This window comes from Janthinobacterium longum (assembly GCF_051380735.1).
Classification (GTDB): domain Bacteria; phylum Pseudomonadota; class Gammaproteobacteria; order Burkholderiales; family Burkholderiaceae_D; genus Janthinobacterium.
Window position 1 is genome coordinate 89,491 of the sequence record NZ_JBNYXQ010000007.1, and the last position, 16,878, is coordinate 106,368.

A 16,878-nucleotide genomic window follows, 5' to 3' on the forward strand; every position below is an offset into this window, starting at 1 on the left:
GTGCAATCCAAGCCTGGAAATCCATGAAAAAAATCTGGCAACTGGCCATCTGCGGCATCGGTATTGGCCTGGCAAGCACCGGCGCGCGCGCCGGCGTGAAGGAAGGCGTCGCGGCTTTCGAGCAGGGGCGCTGCGTCGAGGCCGTGGCGCAGCTGCGCCCGGTGGCGCAGGCTGGCAATGCCAAGGCACAAAAACTGCTTGGCGACCTGTACAAGGCGGGGCGCGATTGTCCTGACCTGCCGGGCAACGACGCCAACGCCGAGCGCTGGTATCTGCTGGCCGCCAAAAGCGGCGATCGCGTCGCGCAGGATGAACTTGTATCGCTATATCTCTACGGTTACGGTTCCGTAAAAAATCCGGCGCGCGCGCTGCCCTGGTTGCAAGATCTGGCCAAGGGCGGCGATGGCGGGCCGCTGGCGCAACTGGGGCGTCTGTATGAGCAGGGCGAGGGCGTGCCGGCCGACAGCGTGCTGTCCCATGCCTACAAGCTGCTGGCGCTGCGCGATAAAAAATGGACCGGCGCGGCCGAGGTGGAAAAATACCTGCCGGTGCAGCGCAACAATATGTCGCCCGACCAGGTCAAGGAAGCCGAACGGCTCGTTGCCCAGTGGCAGGCCGGCACGCGCCTGCCTGGCACGTCGGTGACGGGCCGGCGCTCGCCGCAGGACTGGTATCGCCGCGCCGCCGAGGCAGGCAACATGGAGGCGGCCTACCGCCTGGGCGTAATGTACTGGAAGGGCATCGGCGGCCATGATGACAAGCTGGCCGTGCAATGGCTGCGCAAGGCGGCCGAAGCGGGCAATGCGCCGGCGCAGTCGCATCTGGCCATGTTGTACGGCATTGATGACACCTTGCCGCAGGATTATGTGCTGGCGTCAATGCTGAGCCAGCTCGCGGCGCGCGGCGGCGAGCAGAAGGCCAAGGCGGACGTGACTGCCTGGGAGCGGGCCATGAATCCGGCGCAAATTGCCGAAGCGGCCCAGCTGGCGCGCGCCTGGCAGGTCGGCACGCCGCTGCCCCAGGCGTCGGTGCACGGCATAGAGCGCAAGGTCAATTATGTGCGTGCGGCGCGCAACAAGCTGCCGGCCACGCCTGCCGTCGAGCCGCTGTTCCAGGCTGCAGGTGAGGGCGATGAAGCTGCGTTCGCCACGCTGCTGGCCGGCCTGCCCAATCCCGGCGATTATGTGATGGACGGCTATACCTTGCTGCACGCGCTGATACTGCCGGCGCCCAGCCTGCTGGCGTATGAGAAAACCTGGCGCGCCGCGCATCCGTCCGCGCGCGAGCCCGCTTCCCTGGCGCAGTTGCGCAAGCATCGCGAGGAACTGCGCGCACGGCATGCGTCCCTGCTGCCGGCAAAGGTGCGCATGATGGCCTCGCTGCTTGCACGCGGCGTGGCGGTCGGTGAAGGCACGTTTCAGGACAACTGCGCGCCGCTGCACCTGGTTGCCCTGTACGGCAATGCCGCAATGGTGCGCCTGTTGCTGGCGCATGGCGCCGATGTGCGCCAGTATGGCGCCGGCAACCGCATGCTTGCACCGCTCGAATATGCGCTGGAGCAAAAAGAGGCCGGCATCTTGCCCGAGCTGATCGATGCCGGCGAGCGCACGGCGCTGATGATCGCGCTGCTGGACGCGGGCTCGGGCCGGCCCTATCTGATCTCCGATGAACGCCAGGCGCAAGCGGCGAAAGACAAGCCGCCAACGGGCAAGGGCAAGGGCAAGGAAGACGATGACGACAAGCGCGCGACGGCCGATTATCTGTTGTGGGCGCCGCTGCTGCGGCTGACGCGCGGCCCCGAGGTACTCGACAAAATGCTGGCCACCGGCACCACGCCGTATATCGATGACAAGGGCAAGTCACTGTACGCCTATGCGGCCGAGGTGGGCAATGCCGGCGGCCTGGACTGGCTCAAACAGCGCGTGCCGCGGCACGATGCGAAGGGTGGTGATCGCTGGCTCGACGCCGCGATGCGCGCCCTGTACCTGCCACCTGCGGCATCGGACGCTGTGCTGGCCCAACTGCTGGTACCGTCCATGCCGTGGACGCAATACGGGCCGGTGAACGAAGAATCGTATCAGTATGAGTCGTCGGCGCTCGCTTCCCTGCAGCTCGAGCCTGGCACCCTGCTATGGCATGCGGTACGCAGCCACCGCCATGACTGGGTAGGCCGGCTGGCATCGATGGGCGCGCCAGTGACCAGCGATGGCTATCGTCCGCCCCTGCTGGTGGCCGTCGAGGATGGCGACGAGGCCATGGTGAAATTGCTGCTCGGCCTGGGCGCCGATCCCTTGGGTGGTGAAATTGCCGTGCTGAACCTGGCACTGGAATTGCCGGCGACGCCGGAAAACAATGTGGTGCTGGACATGCTGTTGCGCAGCATCGCGGCGCGCAAGCCGCTGGCCGACGTCAAACCGTCGCCGCTGGAAAAGGCGCTCGCTTCGGTGACGGACGCCGCCGGTCTGGAACGCATACGCCTGATGCTGTCGCACGGCCTGCCACTCAGTGCGGTGGGCAATCGCGCCATCGTTGCCGCCATCGAGTCCCCGCAGCGCGCGCTGGTGCCGCTGCTGCTCGAATACGGCCTGTTGCAAGATGCCGAGGGCCAGCCGCGCCAGCCCGCCGACTCTGTGGTGCTGCGCCATGTCGTGCGCGCGCACCGGCTCGATTTGCTGCCCACGCTGCTGGACCTGGGGCTCGATCCGAACTGGCGCGCCAGCAAGCAGATGAGCGCGCTGGAACTGGCCATCAGCAACGGCGACGCCGCTGCAGTGCGCCTGCTGCTGGCGCGCGGCGCGCGCATCGACGCCGCCGCCGACCAGCCCTGGGGCGGGCCGCTGGACCTGGCTGTCGCCAGCCTCGATCCTGCCACGCTGGCAGTGGTGACGCGCGATGGCAGCGTGCCGCTCGACACCGTCTGCCTGCCGCAGGCGCAGCAGTTGCTGGCGACCGTCATGGGCGCCACTGATGAATACTGGCAACTGCTGCTCAAGCATGGCTTTGCCGCCTTGCCAGCGCACTGTACCGAGCCCATGGCGGCGCGTCTGGTGACGGCATTTGCGCGTCAACCCGAGCGTTCGCTGGCAGGCTGGCTGGGTCAGCGTTTCACGACGCGCCTGGCGCGCCTGGCGGGCAAGCGCCGGCAACTTGATGGAGCAGCGTGGGAACAACTGCGCAGCGCCGGACGCGACGATGTGCTGTCGATCCTGAAGGCGGCTGGCTGGCCGATACCCGCCGTCGCAGCGCCTGCTGTCGATCCCGGCGCCACGGCCCTGACGCCGGCCCAGAAGGCCGCCGACCTGGCGCTGCAAAAACGCTTGCCGGGACGCTATGGGTTGAAGCGCAAGATCGAAGTGGCGTCGCAGATCGTGTTGCGCGCCGATGGCCGCTTCAGCTACGAGTTGCTGTATGGCGCCACTGAGGAGGCAGCGCAAGGGCGCTGGTCGGTACGCGGCGGTGAACTGGTGCTGCAGGGCGACGCCGCCTCGCGCGCCGCGCCCTTCGTGCTGCAGGCGCCGCGCGGTGGCGATGCCGTCGATGGCCCGGCCAGCGTCATCGTCGAATACCGCGACGAACCGGTGGCCGGCATCGCGCTGCTGGCGCTAGGCGACGCTCCGCAACTGGCCAGAGGTGTCAGCAGCGAGCAGCCGTGGCCGGTGCCGTTTGCCGGCCCGCTGCGCCACTTGGTGCTGTCGCACCCGGAAACGGGCCGCGCCACGATCGCGCTGGCAAAGCGCCGTGGCGGCCTGCTGCGCTTCCTGGTTTATCCGCCGCCCGCCGGCCTGCGCGATTTCCATGCCGTGATCGGCATCGAGGAGGGCAGGCTGCTGTGGGACCGCGATGGACAGCTGATCAGGTATGACAAAGTGAAGTAGTATTTTTGGCTGCCCGGCGCACCGTGTAACGTGCCTCAGCGGGCAATCGAACGGGGTTGGAATTGCTGCAATGCTATACTTACGGCCCTGTCGCTTCTTGCAATGACTTGCAGAAGGCGCCAGCGGCCGCAGTTTTATCCAACTCACGGCCATGCCAGTGCATCAGCGATGCCGGCACCTGGAGGCTGTCCCCGCAGATGACACCATCTGCTCGGCAGGCTCTTTTCGAAGCGTGCCCTGCGGGCCGCATCCGTCACAACTTCGCCAGGAAAGTTCCGGTTCGTCATCTTTTTTGATGGTGCCTCGACGCGCATGCGCCTTGCCGCCTGCACGAGATTGCCGGCCTGGCGTTTATCAAGGAGTCGCATGAAAATCAATACCGTCTGCCTGGGGTTCGCCTCGACCCTCATCCTGCCTGCCATGACCGCCCACGCCCAGTCCTCCGTCGACATGTATGGCCTGATGGATGCGGCGCTGGTGCAGGAGCGCTCGATCAGCAAAGTCTCCAGTGGCGTTTCGGCCGGTTCGCGCCTCGGTTTTCGCGGCGCCGAAGCGCTGGGCAAGGGATGGCAAGCAGTATTCACGCTGGAAGCCGGCTTGCTGGCCGACACAGGGCGTTCGGACCAGGCCGGCCAGCTGTTCGGCCGCCAGGCTTTCGTCGGCCTCGATGGCCCGCTGGGCATGCTGACCTTCGGCCGCCAGTACAATCTGCAAAGCCAGGCGCTGACCGACGTGGCCGACCCGTTCGAGGGCGGCATGGCCGGCGCCTCGACCAACGTGGCCGGCTATTCGGCCACCCGCATCGACAATACGGTGCGCTATACCTCGCCCACCATGCGTGGCGTGACGGCCACCGTGATGTTCGGTGCCGGTGAACACAGCGGCATTGCGGCCGACCAGCGTACACTGGGCCTGGCGCTCGGTTATGTGAACGGCCCGTTGACCTTGCGCCTTGCGCGCCAGAGCCGTGACGGCGAGGCCGGCAAGAGCAAGGTCAACAATACTATTTTGGCGGGCAACTACAATTTTGGCGTGGCCACGGCCTTCGCCGGCTATGGCAGCAATACGGGCGAGGGCAGTTCGCTGTTCTTTGCCGACAATCCTTATGGCGCAGCCACGGCGCCGCTGCAATCGACCGACAGCCGCGACGCGATTGTCGGCGTATCGGTACCGCTGGGTGCCGCGACCTTGCTGGCGTCGGTGGTGCACAAGGATGACCGCAATCCAGCCAACCGCGACGCGCAGCAGCTGGCCATCGGCGCCACCTATGCCTTGTCGAAACGCAGCAAGCTCTATCTGGCGTATGCGCAGATCCGCAACCACCACGGCGCCGCCTATATGGTCGGCAACGCCACCGAGGTTGGCACCGGCGACCGCGCCTTCAACCTCGGCTTGCGCCACGCTTTTTAAGCTTGTAAAGCATCAGGCCGCCAGTATGCGGCCCTGGTGCAGCAGCGCTTCGAAGGCCGGCACGCCCAGCGGACGGCTGAACAGATAGCCCTGCATCTGGTCGCAGCCGTGCGCGCGCAAAAATTCCAGCTGCGGCGCCGTTTCCACGCCCTCGGCGATCACTTTCAGGCGCAGGTTGTGCGCCAGCGAGATGATGGCGCAGACGATGGCCGCATCATCGTTGCTGTGCGTGATGTCGTTGACAAACGATTTGTCGATCTTCAGCACGTCGATCGGAAAGTGGCGCAGATAGGCCAGGCTGGAGTAGCCGGTGCCGAAGTCGTCGATCGACAGCTGCACCCCCAGCGCCTTGAGGTTGCCCATGATGGCGGTGGCTTGCTCCACATCGTGCATCACCATGCTTTCCGTCAGCTCCAGCTCCAGGCAGCTTGCATCGAGGCCGGTCTCCATCAATACAGCGGCCACCGCATGCAGCAGATTTCTTTGCTTGAATTGCCGCGCCGACAGGTTCACTGCCACGCGCAATTGGCCATGGCCGGCCAGTTGCCAGGCGCGCGTCTGGGCGCAGGCGGTGCGCAGCACCCAGTCGCCGATCGGTATGATCAGGCCCATTTCCTCGGCCAGGCCGATAAAGCTGGCCGGCGAAATCAGTCCCAGCTGCGGGTGGTGCCAGCGCAGCAGCGCTTCCATGCCGACCATCCGGCCGCTGGCCAGGTCCAGCTGCGGCTGGTATTCGAGGTGAAACTGGTCGCGCTCGAGCGCATGGCGCAATTCGCTCTCCAGGCTCAGCCTCTCCAGCGTGTCCGCATTCATGTTCGAGGCATAGAACTGCCAGTGGCCGCGGCCCTGTTCCTTGGCACGGTACATGGCGATATCGGCGTGCTTGATCAGCATTTCGGCGCTGCTGCCGTCGTCGGGATAGACCGCCACGCCCATGCTGCAACTGAGGAAAAATTCGTATTCGCCCAGCTGCATGGGCTGCGCCACGGTCTCGAGTATGCGCTGCAGGATGGCCATGCCGGGGTCGCCATTGCCATGCTGCGGCAACAGCAGCACGAATTCGTCGCCGCCCAGGCGCGCCACCGTATCGACTTCGCGGGTGGCCACCAGCAGGCGCTCTGCCACGCCCTTGAGCAGCGTATCACCGGCATCGTGGCCCAGGGTGTCGTTGACGAACTTGAAGCGGTCCAGGTCGATGAACACCACCCACAGCGGCAGGCCGGTGCGCTGCGCGACGGCCATTTCATGCTCCAGTCGCTCGCGCAGCAGGCGGCGGTTGGCCAGCCCGGTCAGGATATCGTGGCGCGCCTGGAAAGCCAGCTCGGCCTCGAAGCGCATGACGGCGCTGATATCGTACTGCGCCAGCACGAAGTGGCTGATCGGCACGGTGCCATCGTCGCCGGCCTGGCCACGCACCGGCGCGACAAACGTTTCGCTCCAATAAATTTCGCCATCCTTGCGGCTGTAGCGCAAGATGGCCTTGCCTTCGCGTTCTTCGCGGATGGCCGCCTGCAACAGGTTCATGTTTGGCTGGTCCATGATATTACCCTGCAGGCCGGCCAGCGGCTTGCCCACTGCCTCGTGCGCGGGGTAGCCGGTAATGCGCTCGAACGCCGGATTCACGTATTCGACCAGATAGGCGGGCGCTTCGGCGCTGCAGATGACGATGGCGTTGGCCGACACCTCGATAATGCGTTCGCGCAGGCGCAGCGACTGTTCATTTTGCATACGTGCGGCGATGTCTTCGGACAGGCGCAGGTTGGCAAATTTCAGTGCCGCCGTACGCTCGCCGGTGATGCGTTCGATCACGCTGTTGCGCGATACCAGCTGATAGACATACGCAACGGCGAGCATGGTCGACAGCAAGCCGCCCAGCAGCACATACAGCGAGCCCTGGTGATCATTCCACAGCGCACGCGCCGGTGTCACGCGCACGCGCCAGGGTTGGCCGGCCAGGTTGAAGCTGGTCAGGGTGGGCTGGCCATGTGCGGCTTCCATCCATGCGGGCAGGGCGCGGTTGGAGGCAGCGGCATCATGCCGGTAAACCAGGGTCTTGCCTTGTGCGCCAGCAAATACTTCGATGCCGGCAGAGCCGCTGTCGAGCAGGCTGGCGTTGCCGAGGATGGTGGTAATCAGGTGCGTGATGCGAAAGGTGGCGGCCGTCTCGCCGATCACGGCGCGCTGGCGCTGTTCGGGCGTATCGAGCGGCATGCCGGCACGGTACACGGGCGCCAGCACCAGAAAGCCCGTCTGCCGGCCAGGGTATTGCGTCAGCGTCAGCAACTCTGTGGCAGTCGGCAGGCCGCTGTCGCGCGAGGCGAGGCGCGCCACCTGCTGCCCGGGCGAGTTGCTGGTGTCCAGGCCCAGCAACTGTGCATTGCCTTGCAGCGGTTCGACATAGTCGATCACGTTATAGCTATCGCGCTGCGGCGCCGGCTGACTGTTGGCGCCGTCGTCGTCACCCTGGGCGATCATGAAAGCGGGATAAGCCTGGCGCATGGCGTGTTCGTAGCCGGCACGGTCCGCATGGTCGAGCACGCGGCGGTAGCTGAAGGCCTGGATTTCCGGATAGCGCTGCAGCAGCGGCGCGCTGAAACTGCGGAACTGTTCGCGGCTGATCGGATCGATGCTGCGAAACAGCTGGTTCAGCACCTTCAATTGTTCCACGGCGTTGTTCAGGCCCGACATCAGGGCGGCGGTGCGCACGCTGGCGTCGTGCTGGAACAGCAGCCGCGCGCTTTCCGCTTCGATCTGGCGCGCCGACACATAACACAAGGCCGTTATCGCCAGCCCTGCCAGCATGGTGATCAGTACCGAGACCGAGACCGAGATGCGTACCCGCCGGAGGATTTTTTGCATCGCGTGCTTTCGGTCTGTGATTGCGTCGGACCGGATCGGCGACCTGGCTGTCTTGTGCAATAACTGACTGTAGGTGTTGACGGCCTTGCAAGTCCGTTCGCTACCGAACGGAGACCGTTTGCGATAGGAAATATAGTTGCGGCTCAGAGACACCGCTGTGTTACTCTGCGCGACGGCGCCACTCGTTCAGACGCCTCTCCGATTACCACCTAGCTGACGACTGGAAACCATTAAATCTGCCTATGTCGAGTCCGTATGTCGTATTGCACAACCCCAATCAGAACCATTTGCTGGCCGCCATGCAGGACGCCGATTTTGCGCGACTGGCGCCGCACCTGGAGCAGGTGCCGATGCGCCTGGGTGACGTGATCTACGATTCGGGCGACAAACTGCAGCATGTGTACTTCCCCACCACTGCCATCGTTTCGCTGCACTATCTGCTGGAAAACGGCGGTTCGTCCGAAATCGCCGGCGTCGGCAATGAAGGCGTGGTCGGCGTCTCGCTGTTCATGGGCGGCGACTCCACACCCAGCCGCGCCGTGGTGCAGACGGGCGGCGTCGGCTATCGCCTGAAGGCACATTTGCTGATGGAAGAATTCAACCGCGCCGGCCCCGTGATGCGGCTGCTGTTGCGCTACACGCAGGCCTTGCTGACGCAAATGTCGCAAACGGCCGTGTGCAACCGCCATCACACGGTGGAGCAGCAACTGTGCCGCTGGCTGCTGCTGACCCTGGACCGCCTGCCCGGGCGCGAACTGACCATGACCCAGGAGCTGATCGCCAATATGCTCGGCGTGCGGCGCGAAGGCGTGACGGAGGCGGCTGGCAAACTGCAGGCGCGTGGCCATATCAGCTACCGGCGCGGCCATATCACGGTGCTTGACCGCAGCGGGCTGGAGAGCACGACCTGCGAATGCTATGGCGTGGTCAAGAAAGAGTTCGCCCGCCTGTTGTCGGACGGGCGCCAGCGCCAGGCGTAAGCCGCGTTGTCTCGCGACACCTTGTACTGATCGGACCATCTCATGCAAACAGTTAAAAAAAGCTCCGCCGGCCTGCCATCGCGCTGGCCTGTCGCGCTGGCGTTTTCTTTCAGCGCCATCGTGCTGCTGGCGATCGCCGCGCTGGCCTGGCGCGGCGGCTCCGATACCGCCAGCCTGATCGGCGCCCTGGTGGTCTTGCTGCTGGTGCTGCTGGCCGCGCTTTACCAGCGTACGCTGGCTGCAGGCCTGCCGCGCCAGCTGCTCAAGGCCGGCGCCCTGCAGGACGCCATTTTCAACAGCGCCAATTTTTCCAGCATCGCCACCGATGCCCAGGGTGTCATCCAGATCTTCAATGTCGGTGCCGAACGCATGCTTGGTTATGCGGCGCATGAGGTAGTCGACAAGCTGACCCCCGCCAGTATTTCCGACGCGCAGGAAATCGTCGCCCGCGCTCAAGCCCTGAGCACCGAGCTCGACACGCCCATCACGCCGGGCGTCGAAGCGCTGGTGTTCAAGGCCAAGCGCGGCATCGAAGACATTTATGAGCTGACGTATATCCGCAAGGATGGCAGCCGCTTTCCCGCCATCGTCTCGGTGACGGCCTTGCGCGACGCGCAGAACAAGGTCATCGGCTACCTGCTGATCGGCACCGACAACACCGCGCGCAAGCGGGTCGAGGCCGAGCAGGCCATGCTCGACAAGCGCTTGCAGGAGCAGCAGGCCTATACGCGTTCGCTGATCGAAACCAATAATGCCGAGCTGGAAAAAGCGCGCCAGGTGGCCGAAAAAGCCAACCTTGCCAAGTCCGAATTCTTGTCCAGCATGAGCCATGAATTGCGCACGCCCTTGAACGCCGTGCTGGGCTTCGCCCAACTGATGGCGTCCGACGTGCCGCCACCGACCCAGCCCCAGCAGCGCTCGCTCGACCAGATACTCAAGGGAGGCTGGTATCTGCTGCGTCTGATTAACGAAATTCTCGACCTGGCGATGATCGAATCGGGCAAGGTGACCATGTCTGAAGAGGCGATGTCGCTGCTCGACGTACTGCAAGATTGCGAGGCGATGATCGCGCCGCAGGCGCAAAAGCGCGGCATCAGCATGCATTTCCCGCGCTGCGGCGCGGCGTTCTTCATCCATGCCGATCGCACCCGCGTGAAGCAGATCATGATCAACCTGTTGTCGAATGCCATCAAGTACAACCAGAGCGGCGGCAGTGTGCAGGTCGTTTGCAGCCAGCGCAGCGACTGCGTGCGCGTCAGTGTGACCGACAGCGGCGCCGGCCTCGATGCGAAACAGATGGCGCATCTGTTCCAGCCTTTCAACCGCCTGGGCCAGGAGAACAGCCAGGAAGAGGGCACCGGCATCGGTCTGGTGGTCACCAAGCAGCTGGTCGAGCTGATGAAAGGCAAGATCGGCGTGGACAGCACGGTCGGTGTCGGCACCACTTTCTGGGTCGAATTCAAGGCCTCGCGTGCGCCGCAGCTGGTGCTGGGCGAAGGAGAAGTGCTGCCGGTGGTGCAGGAAAACTCCGATACCCAGCGCACCTTGCTGTACGTGGAAGACAACCCGGCCAACCTGGCGCTGGTCGAGCAACTGATCGCGCGCCGCAGCGATTTGAAACTGCTGACGGCCATCGATGCCCACCTGGGCATCGACCTGGCGCGCACCTGCCAGCCCGACGTGATCCTGATGGACATCAACCTGCCCGGCATCAGCGGCTTTGGCGCGCTGCGCATCCTGCACGACGATCCGCTGACCAGCCATATCCCGGTGATGGCGCTGTCGGCCAACGCCGTGCCGCGCGATATAGAAAAAGGGCTGGAGGCGGGCTTTTTCCGCTATCTGACCAAACCGATCAAGGTTGTCGAATTCATGGATGCGCTCGACGTGGCGCTGCACCATGCGGCCAGGCATGGCCTGGCCGATGACTACACCGCAGTACGCTAAACAAAACTACCAGGACTACCGCCATGTTACAAGCCACCGAGATATTGAACGCCAGCATACTGATCGTCGACGACCAGGAAGCCAATGTGATGCTGCTGGAGCAGGTGCTGCGCAACGCGGGCTATACCCGCATTACCTCCACCATGGACCCGCAGGCGGTGCGCGCGCTGCACCAGCAGCACCGCTACGACCTGATCCTGCTCGACTTGCAGATGCCGGAAATGGATGGCTTCGAAGTGATGGAAGGCTTGCGCGATATCGAAGCGGGCAGCTACCTGCCGGTACTGGTGATCACCGCCCAGCCCGGCCACAAGCTGCGCGCGCTGCAGGCCGGCGCCAAGGATTTCGTCGCCAAGCCGTTTGACCTGGTGGAAGTCAAAACCCGCATCCACAATATGCTGGAAGTGCGCTTGCTGTACCAGAAGCTGGCCGACTACAACAAGTCGCTCGAACAAGCGGTGCAGGAACGCACGGCGGAACTGCGCGAGAGCGAAGCGCGCTTCCAGCGCTTTACCGAACTGTCGTCGGACTGGTACTGGGAACAGGACGCCGATGGCAACCTGACGCGCTTTTCCGGCCCCGTGGCCGAAATGTTGGGCATCGGCAGCGAAGATGAACCGCAGCGCTGGAACGCCACCGAACGTGCCCTGCTCGACGAAAAAATCGCTGCCCGCGAACCGTTCCTCGATTTTATCTACAGCCGCCAGAATGCGGACGGCAGCACGCAATACCTGCAGGTCAGCGGCGAACCGATGTTCGACCATGGCAGCCGGTTTGTCGGCTATCGCGGGATCGGGCTCGATATTACGGCGCGCCAGCAAAAAAGCTGATTTATACTGGCGGCTGTTCGCATCGTCCGAGAGAAATCATGACCGACAAATCGCCTTCCTACTGGTTCCCCGCCAAGACCTACGGTTACGGCTGGGGCTTGCCCATCGTCTGGCAGGGCTGGGCAGTGTTCATCGGCGCGCTGGCGCTGCTCGCTTGCGGCGTGGTGCTGTTTCCTCCAAATCAGCTGCTGGCCGCCTATATCGCCTACGAAATGGTCGTCTTCGTCTTGCTGGTTGGCATCTGCTGGTGGAAGGGCGAGCCGCCGCAGTGGCGCTGGGGCAAGAAGAAATAACTGAACACAGCTGGCCGCGCGGCCTGAAACGCGTATAATTGCTCCGCTGCCGCAAGGCGGCAAACGCTAGGGGTCCTGCCTCGCCGTGGCAACACGGTGAGATGCGGGTGAGAAATACCCTCCGAACCTGATCTGGATAATGCCAGCGAAGGGAAGCTTTAGGATGAACGCACCTCGCATTTTCCGCGTGCGCGCAGCCGAATCTCCTTAGCTGGCTCCAGGCTTATCACAAGCTAGCCAAGGAGCCAAAATGAACGCCAATCCGACATTTCTTTCCGCCACCGCCACGGTCGACCAGGCCGCGATCGCGCCGCTGCCCAATTCACGCAAGATTTATGTGCAGGGCAGCCGGCCTGACATCCGCGTGCCGATGCGCGCCATCAGCCAGTCCGACACGGAGGCGTCGTTCGGCGGCGAAAAAAATCCGCCCATCTACGTCTACGACACGTCCGGCCCGTACACCGACCCGGACGTCGCCATCGATATCCGCTCGGGCCTCGATACGCCGCGCCTGCCATGGATACTGGAACGCGCCGACACCGAAGAGCTGCCCGGCCCGAGCTCGGACTACGGCATCGCCCGCCTTGCCGACCCGAAACTGGCCGAGCTGCGCTTCAACTTGCACCGCAAGCCGCGCCGCGCACTGGCCGGCAAGAACGTCACGCAGATGCATTACGCGCGGCAAGGCATCATCACGCCGGAAATGGAATTCGTTGCCATCCGCGAAAACATGCGCCGCCAGCAATACCTGGAAGAGCTGAAGGCATCCGGCCCCATGGGCGAGCGCATGGCAGAAATGATGGGACGCCAGCATCCGGGACAGTCGTTCGGCGCCAGCATTCCTGCCGAGATCACGGCCGAATTCGTGCGCGAGGAAATCGCCCGTGGCCGCGCCATTATCCCCGCCAATATCAACCATCCGGAAGTCGAACCGATGATTATCGGCCGCAATTTCCTGGTGAAAATCAACGCCAATATCGGCAACTCGGCCGTGACCTCGTCGATCGGCGAGGAAGTGGAAAAGATGACCTGGGCCATCCGCTGGGGCGGCGACAATGTGATGGATCTGTCGACCGGCAAGCATATCCATGAAACGCGCGAATGGATTATCCGCAACAGCCCGGTGCCGATCGGTACCGTGCCGATCTACCAGGCGCTGGAGAAAGTCAACGGCAAGGCCGAGGATTTAACTTGGGAAATCTTCCGCGACACCCTGATCGAGCAGGCCGAGCAGGGCGTTGACTACTTCACCATCCACGCCGGCGTGCTGCTGCGCTATGTGCCGCTGACGGCCAAACGGCTGACCGGTATCGTCTCGCGCGGCGGCTCGATCATGGCCAAGTGGTGCCTGGCGCATCACCAGGAATCGTTCCTGTACACCCATTTCGAAGAGATCTGCGAGATCATGAAGGCATATGACGTGTCGTTCTCGCTCGGCGACGGCTTGCGCCCCGGTTCCATTTATGACGCCAACGACGAGGCGCAACTGGGCGAACTCAAAACTCTTGGCGAACTGACGCAGATCGCCTGGAAGCACGATGTGCAGGTAATGATCGAAGGCCCCGGCCATGTGCCGATGCAACTGATCAAGGAAAACATGGACCTGCAGCTGGAGCAGTGCGGCGAAGCGCCGTTCTATACGCTGGGACCTTTGACCACCGATATCGCGCCCGGCTACGACCATATCACCTCGGGCATCGGTGCGGCCATGATCGGCTGGTATGGCACGGCCATGCTGTGCTACGTGACGCCGAAGGAGCACCTGGGTCTGCCCAACAAGGCGGACGTAAAAGACGGCATCATCACCTATAAAATTGCCGCGCATGCGGCCGACCTGGCCAAGGGTCATCCGGGCGCGCAGATCCGCGACAACGCCCTGTCCAAGGCGCGTTTCGAATTCCGCTGGGACGACCAATTCAATATCGGCCTGGACCCGGACAAGGCGCGCGAATTCCACGATGAAACCTTGCCTAAGGATTCGGCCAAGGTGGCGCATTTCTGTTCGATGTGCGGCCCGCATTTCTGCTCGATGAAGATCACCCAGGAAGTGCGCGAATACGCGGCCGGCATCGGCATCCCGGAAGAGAGTGCCGTCAGGCAGGGCATGGCAGTCAAGGCGATCGAGTTCATCAAAAACGGCGCCGAACTGTACCGCAAGGTTTGAAGGAGGGCGCCATGATCCCCATCATGCTCAACGGCGCGCCGCACCAGGTGCCGCCCCATCACACGCTGGACCAGCTGATCGAGGCGCTGTCACTGCAAGGCCAGGCGCTGGCGCTGGCCGTCAATCGCTCGGTGGTGCAGCGGAAAAACTGGCCTGCGCATGTGCTGCAGGCAGACGACAAAGTGGACATCGTGCGCGCCATCGGCGGCGGCTGAACATAACAAGGAATACCTATGCATACCGAAACAAACAACGATGTATTGACCATTGCTGGAAAAACCTATGCTTCGCGCCTGCTGGTGGGCAGCGGCAAATACAAGGATTTGCCGCAAACGCGGGCCGCCACCGATGCGGCCGAAGCGCAGATCATCACGGTGGCGATCCGCCGCGTCAATATCGGCCAGGACCGGAACGCCCCGAGCCTGCTCGATGTGCTGCCGCCCGACCAATACACGATATTGCCGAACACGGCCGGCTGTTATACGGCAAAAGACGCCGTCTACACCTTGCAACTGGCGCGCGAACTGCTCGGTGGCCGCAATCTGGTGAAACTGGAAGTGCTGGGCGATGAGAAAACCCTGTTCCCGCATATGCCGGAAACGCTGATTGCGGCCGAACAGCTGGTCAAGGATGGCTTCGACGTGATGGTGTATTGCAGCGACGATCCGATCCAGGCGCGCATCCTGGAAGAGATCGGCTGCGTGGCCATCATGCCGCTGGCCTCCCTGATCGGCTCGGGCATGGGCATTTTGAACCCGTGGAATTTGTCGCTGATTATCGACCAGGCCAGGGTGCCGGTGCTGGTCGATGCCGGTGTCGGCACGGCATCGGACGCGGCGATTGCCATGGAACTCGGCTGCGACGGCGTATTGATGAACACGGCGATTGCCGGCGCGCGCGATCCGGTGCGCATGGCGCATGCGATGAAGCTGGCCGTGCGGGCCGGGCGCGAGGCGTTTTTGGCTGGCCGCATGCCGAAAAAATTCGCCGCTTCGCCGTCCTCGCCGATGGCGGGCAGGCTGGCGTGAACATCGCCACCGTCGCCACCATCGGCACTCGGCGCCCCAGCGTGCTGGTGTTTGCCGGGCTCGATCCGTCCGGCGGGGCCGGCATCGCGGCCGATATCCTGGCCGTTGCCGCGCAGGGCGCGCATGCGCTGCCCGTCATTACCGCGCTGACGGTGCAGGATAACGACCGCGTATTCGAGGTGCAGCCGGTCGACGCGGCGCTGTTGCTGCGCCAGGCGCAAGCCTTGACGGACAAGATGGCGATTCATGCCGTAAAAATCGGCATCCCGGGCAGCGCGGCCAATGCGGCAGCGATTGCCCGGGTGATCGTGCAGCTGCGGCGCAGCCAGCCGCATCTTCCTGTCGTGCTCGATCCCGTGCTGGCCAGCGGCCATGGTGATGTACTGGGCAGTGATGACGCGGTGCCGGCGCTGGCGCCGCTGTTGCCGGTGACTACCGTGATAGTACCGAACGAACCGGAGGTCATACGCCTCACCGGTAGCACCGATGCGGCCGGCCAGGCAGCGATTTTGCTGGCGCGCGGCTGCCGCAATGTGCTGCTTACGGGTGGCCATGGCGAGGGCAGCAGCGTCGTCAATCGCTGGTTCGGTGCGGCAGGCCAGGCGCTGGAATGGCAATGGCCGCGCCTGCCTGGTGAATTTCACGGCAGCGGTTGTACCCTGGCCGCCGCCATCGCCGCGCAGCTGGCGCTGGGGCAGGTCATGCCCGATGCGCTGGCGGCGGCGCAAGCGTATTGCCATGCGGCCCTGGCGCAGGCTTATGCGGTCGCACCGGGCCAGCTGATGCCGCAGCGGCTCACCACTTTATAAGGAAACTCCATGCGTGGACTGTATCTGGTCACTCCGAACTGGGATGACACCGAGCATTTGCTGGAAGTAACGGAGCAGGCTTTGCAGGAAGGCGTGGCCTTGCTGCAATACCGCCACAAGAGTGCAGACGCTGCATTGCGGCGCGAACAGGCGGGCGCTTTGCTGGGGCTGGCGCGCAAATACGGCGTGCCTTTCATCGTCAACGATTTTATTGACCTGTGCGAGGCGCTCGATGCCGATGGCGTGCATGTGGGCGGCACGGATATGTCGGTAGCCGAGGCCCGCGCGCGGCTGGGCAAGCAAAAACTGGTGGGCGCGTCGTGCTATGGCGATCTGCGGCTGGCGCACCAGGCGCAGCTTGGCGGCGCCAGCTATATGGCGTTTGGTGGCTTTTATCCGTCGCTGGTCAAGCAATACCCGGTCACCACCGACCCCGACATCGTGCTGCGGGCCAGACGCGAGATCACCTTGCCGTGCGTGGTAATCGGCGGCATGACGCCAGACAACGCTGCGCCTTTGGTGACGCGTGGCGCCGACCTGGTGGCGGTCATCAGCAGCGTCTACCTGGCAGACGATGTCGCGACGGCGGTACGCCGATTCAACGCGCTGTTCAGTAGCTGACGCCAGAGGAAAAAGCGGGTCACAAGCGGGTCAAATGGGGACTGGTGTCGCGCAGTAATCGG

The 16,878-nt window shown here is 63.8% G+C and carries 12 protein-coding genes and 1 riboswitch; of the genes, 11 read left to right on the top strand and 1 reads right to left on the bottom strand.

The genetic code is table 11. The features are described from left to right. Positions 1-23: 23 nt before the first annotated feature. On the top strand, positions 24-3,875 hold the full coding sequence (locus ACQ4WM_RS17920; protein ID WP_436548010.1) for a hypothetical protein: 3,852 nt from the start codon (positions 24-26) through the stop codon (positions 3,873-3,875). A gap of 366 nt (positions 3,876-4,241) precedes the next feature. Beyond that, positions 4,242-5,285 (top strand): porin, encoded by a 1,044-nt coding sequence (locus tag ACQ4WM_RS17925; RefSeq protein ID WP_436548011.1) that lies wholly within the window; start codon positions 4,242-4,244, stop codon positions 5,283-5,285. A 12-nt stretch (positions 5,286-5,297) separates the two neighbouring features. On the opposite strand, the gene ACQ4WM_RS17930 is transcribed toward ACQ4WM_RS17925, so the two are convergent. Beyond that, a complete protein-coding gene (locus tag ACQ4WM_RS17930) occupies positions 5,298-8,144 on the bottom strand; it encodes a bifunctional diguanylate cyclase/phosphodiesterase (RefSeq protein WP_436548012.1) in 2,847 nt (948 codons plus the stop codon). A gap of 242 nt (positions 8,145-8,386) precedes the next feature. Between ACQ4WM_RS17930 and ACQ4WM_RS17935 the strand changes: the two genes are divergently transcribed. From ACQ4WM_RS17935 to thiE, 9 genes are all read left to right on the top strand, one after another. Then, positions 8,387-9,124: a Crp/Fnr family transcriptional regulator gene (locus ACQ4WM_RS17935; protein WP_436548013.1), complete on the top strand. Its 738-nt coding sequence runs from the start codon at positions 8,387-8,389 to the stop codon at positions 9,122-9,124. A gap of 42 nt (positions 9,125-9,166) precedes the next feature. Beyond that, positions 9,167-11,071 carry a hybrid sensor histidine kinase/response regulator gene (locus ACQ4WM_RS17940; RefSeq protein ID WP_436548014.1) on the top strand — a complete coding sequence of 635 codons (1,905 nt, stop codon included), beginning with the start codon at positions 9,167-9,169 and terminating at the stop codon, positions 11,069-11,071. Positions 11,072-11,094: 23 nt separating this feature from the next. Then, positions 11,095-11,901 (top strand): response regulator, encoded by an 807-nt coding sequence (locus ACQ4WM_RS17945; RefSeq protein WP_436548015.1) that lies wholly within the window; start codon positions 11,095-11,097, stop codon positions 11,899-11,901. Positions 11,902-11,939: 38 nt separating this feature from the next. Next, a complete protein-coding gene (locus tag ACQ4WM_RS17950) occupies positions 11,940-12,194 on the top strand; it encodes a hypothetical protein (RefSeq protein ID WP_436548016.1) in 255 nt (84 codons plus the stop codon). 58 nt (positions 12,195-12,252) lie between these two features. Beyond that, positions 12,253-12,365, top strand: a riboswitch (TPP riboswitch). 79 nt (positions 12,366-12,444) lie between these two features. After that, positions 12,445-14,358, top strand: a complete 1,914-nt coding sequence (thiC, locus tag ACQ4WM_RS17955; protein ID WP_436548017.1) for a phosphomethylpyrimidine synthase ThiC — start codon at positions 12,445-12,447, stop codon at positions 14,356-14,358. 11 nt (positions 14,359-14,369) lie between these two features. Next, positions 14,370-14,573 carry a sulfur carrier protein ThiS gene (gene thiS, locus ACQ4WM_RS17960; RefSeq protein ID WP_308923850.1) on the top strand — a complete coding sequence of 68 codons (204 nt, stop codon included), beginning with the start codon at positions 14,370-14,372 and terminating at the stop codon, positions 14,571-14,573. Between the two features lie 18 nt (positions 14,574-14,591). Next, positions 14,592-15,386 (top strand): thiazole synthase, encoded by a 795-nt coding sequence (locus ACQ4WM_RS17965; RefSeq protein ID WP_436548018.1) that lies wholly within the window; start codon positions 14,592-14,594, stop codon positions 15,384-15,386. Continuing rightward, positions 15,383-16,195 carry a bifunctional hydroxymethylpyrimidine kinase/phosphomethylpyrimidine kinase gene (thiD, locus tag ACQ4WM_RS17970; protein WP_436548019.1) on the top strand — a complete coding sequence of 271 codons (813 nt, stop codon included), beginning with the start codon at positions 15,383-15,385 and terminating at the stop codon, positions 16,193-16,195. The genes ACQ4WM_RS17965 and thiD overlap by 4 nt, the downstream gene beginning before the upstream one ends. 9 nt (positions 16,196-16,204) lie before the next feature. Beyond that, positions 16,205-16,816 (top strand): thiamine phosphate synthase, encoded by a 612-nt coding sequence (gene thiE / locus ACQ4WM_RS17975; protein ID WP_436548020.1) that lies wholly within the window; start codon positions 16,205-16,207, stop codon positions 16,814-16,816. Positions 16,817-16,878 lie beyond the last annotated feature (62 nt).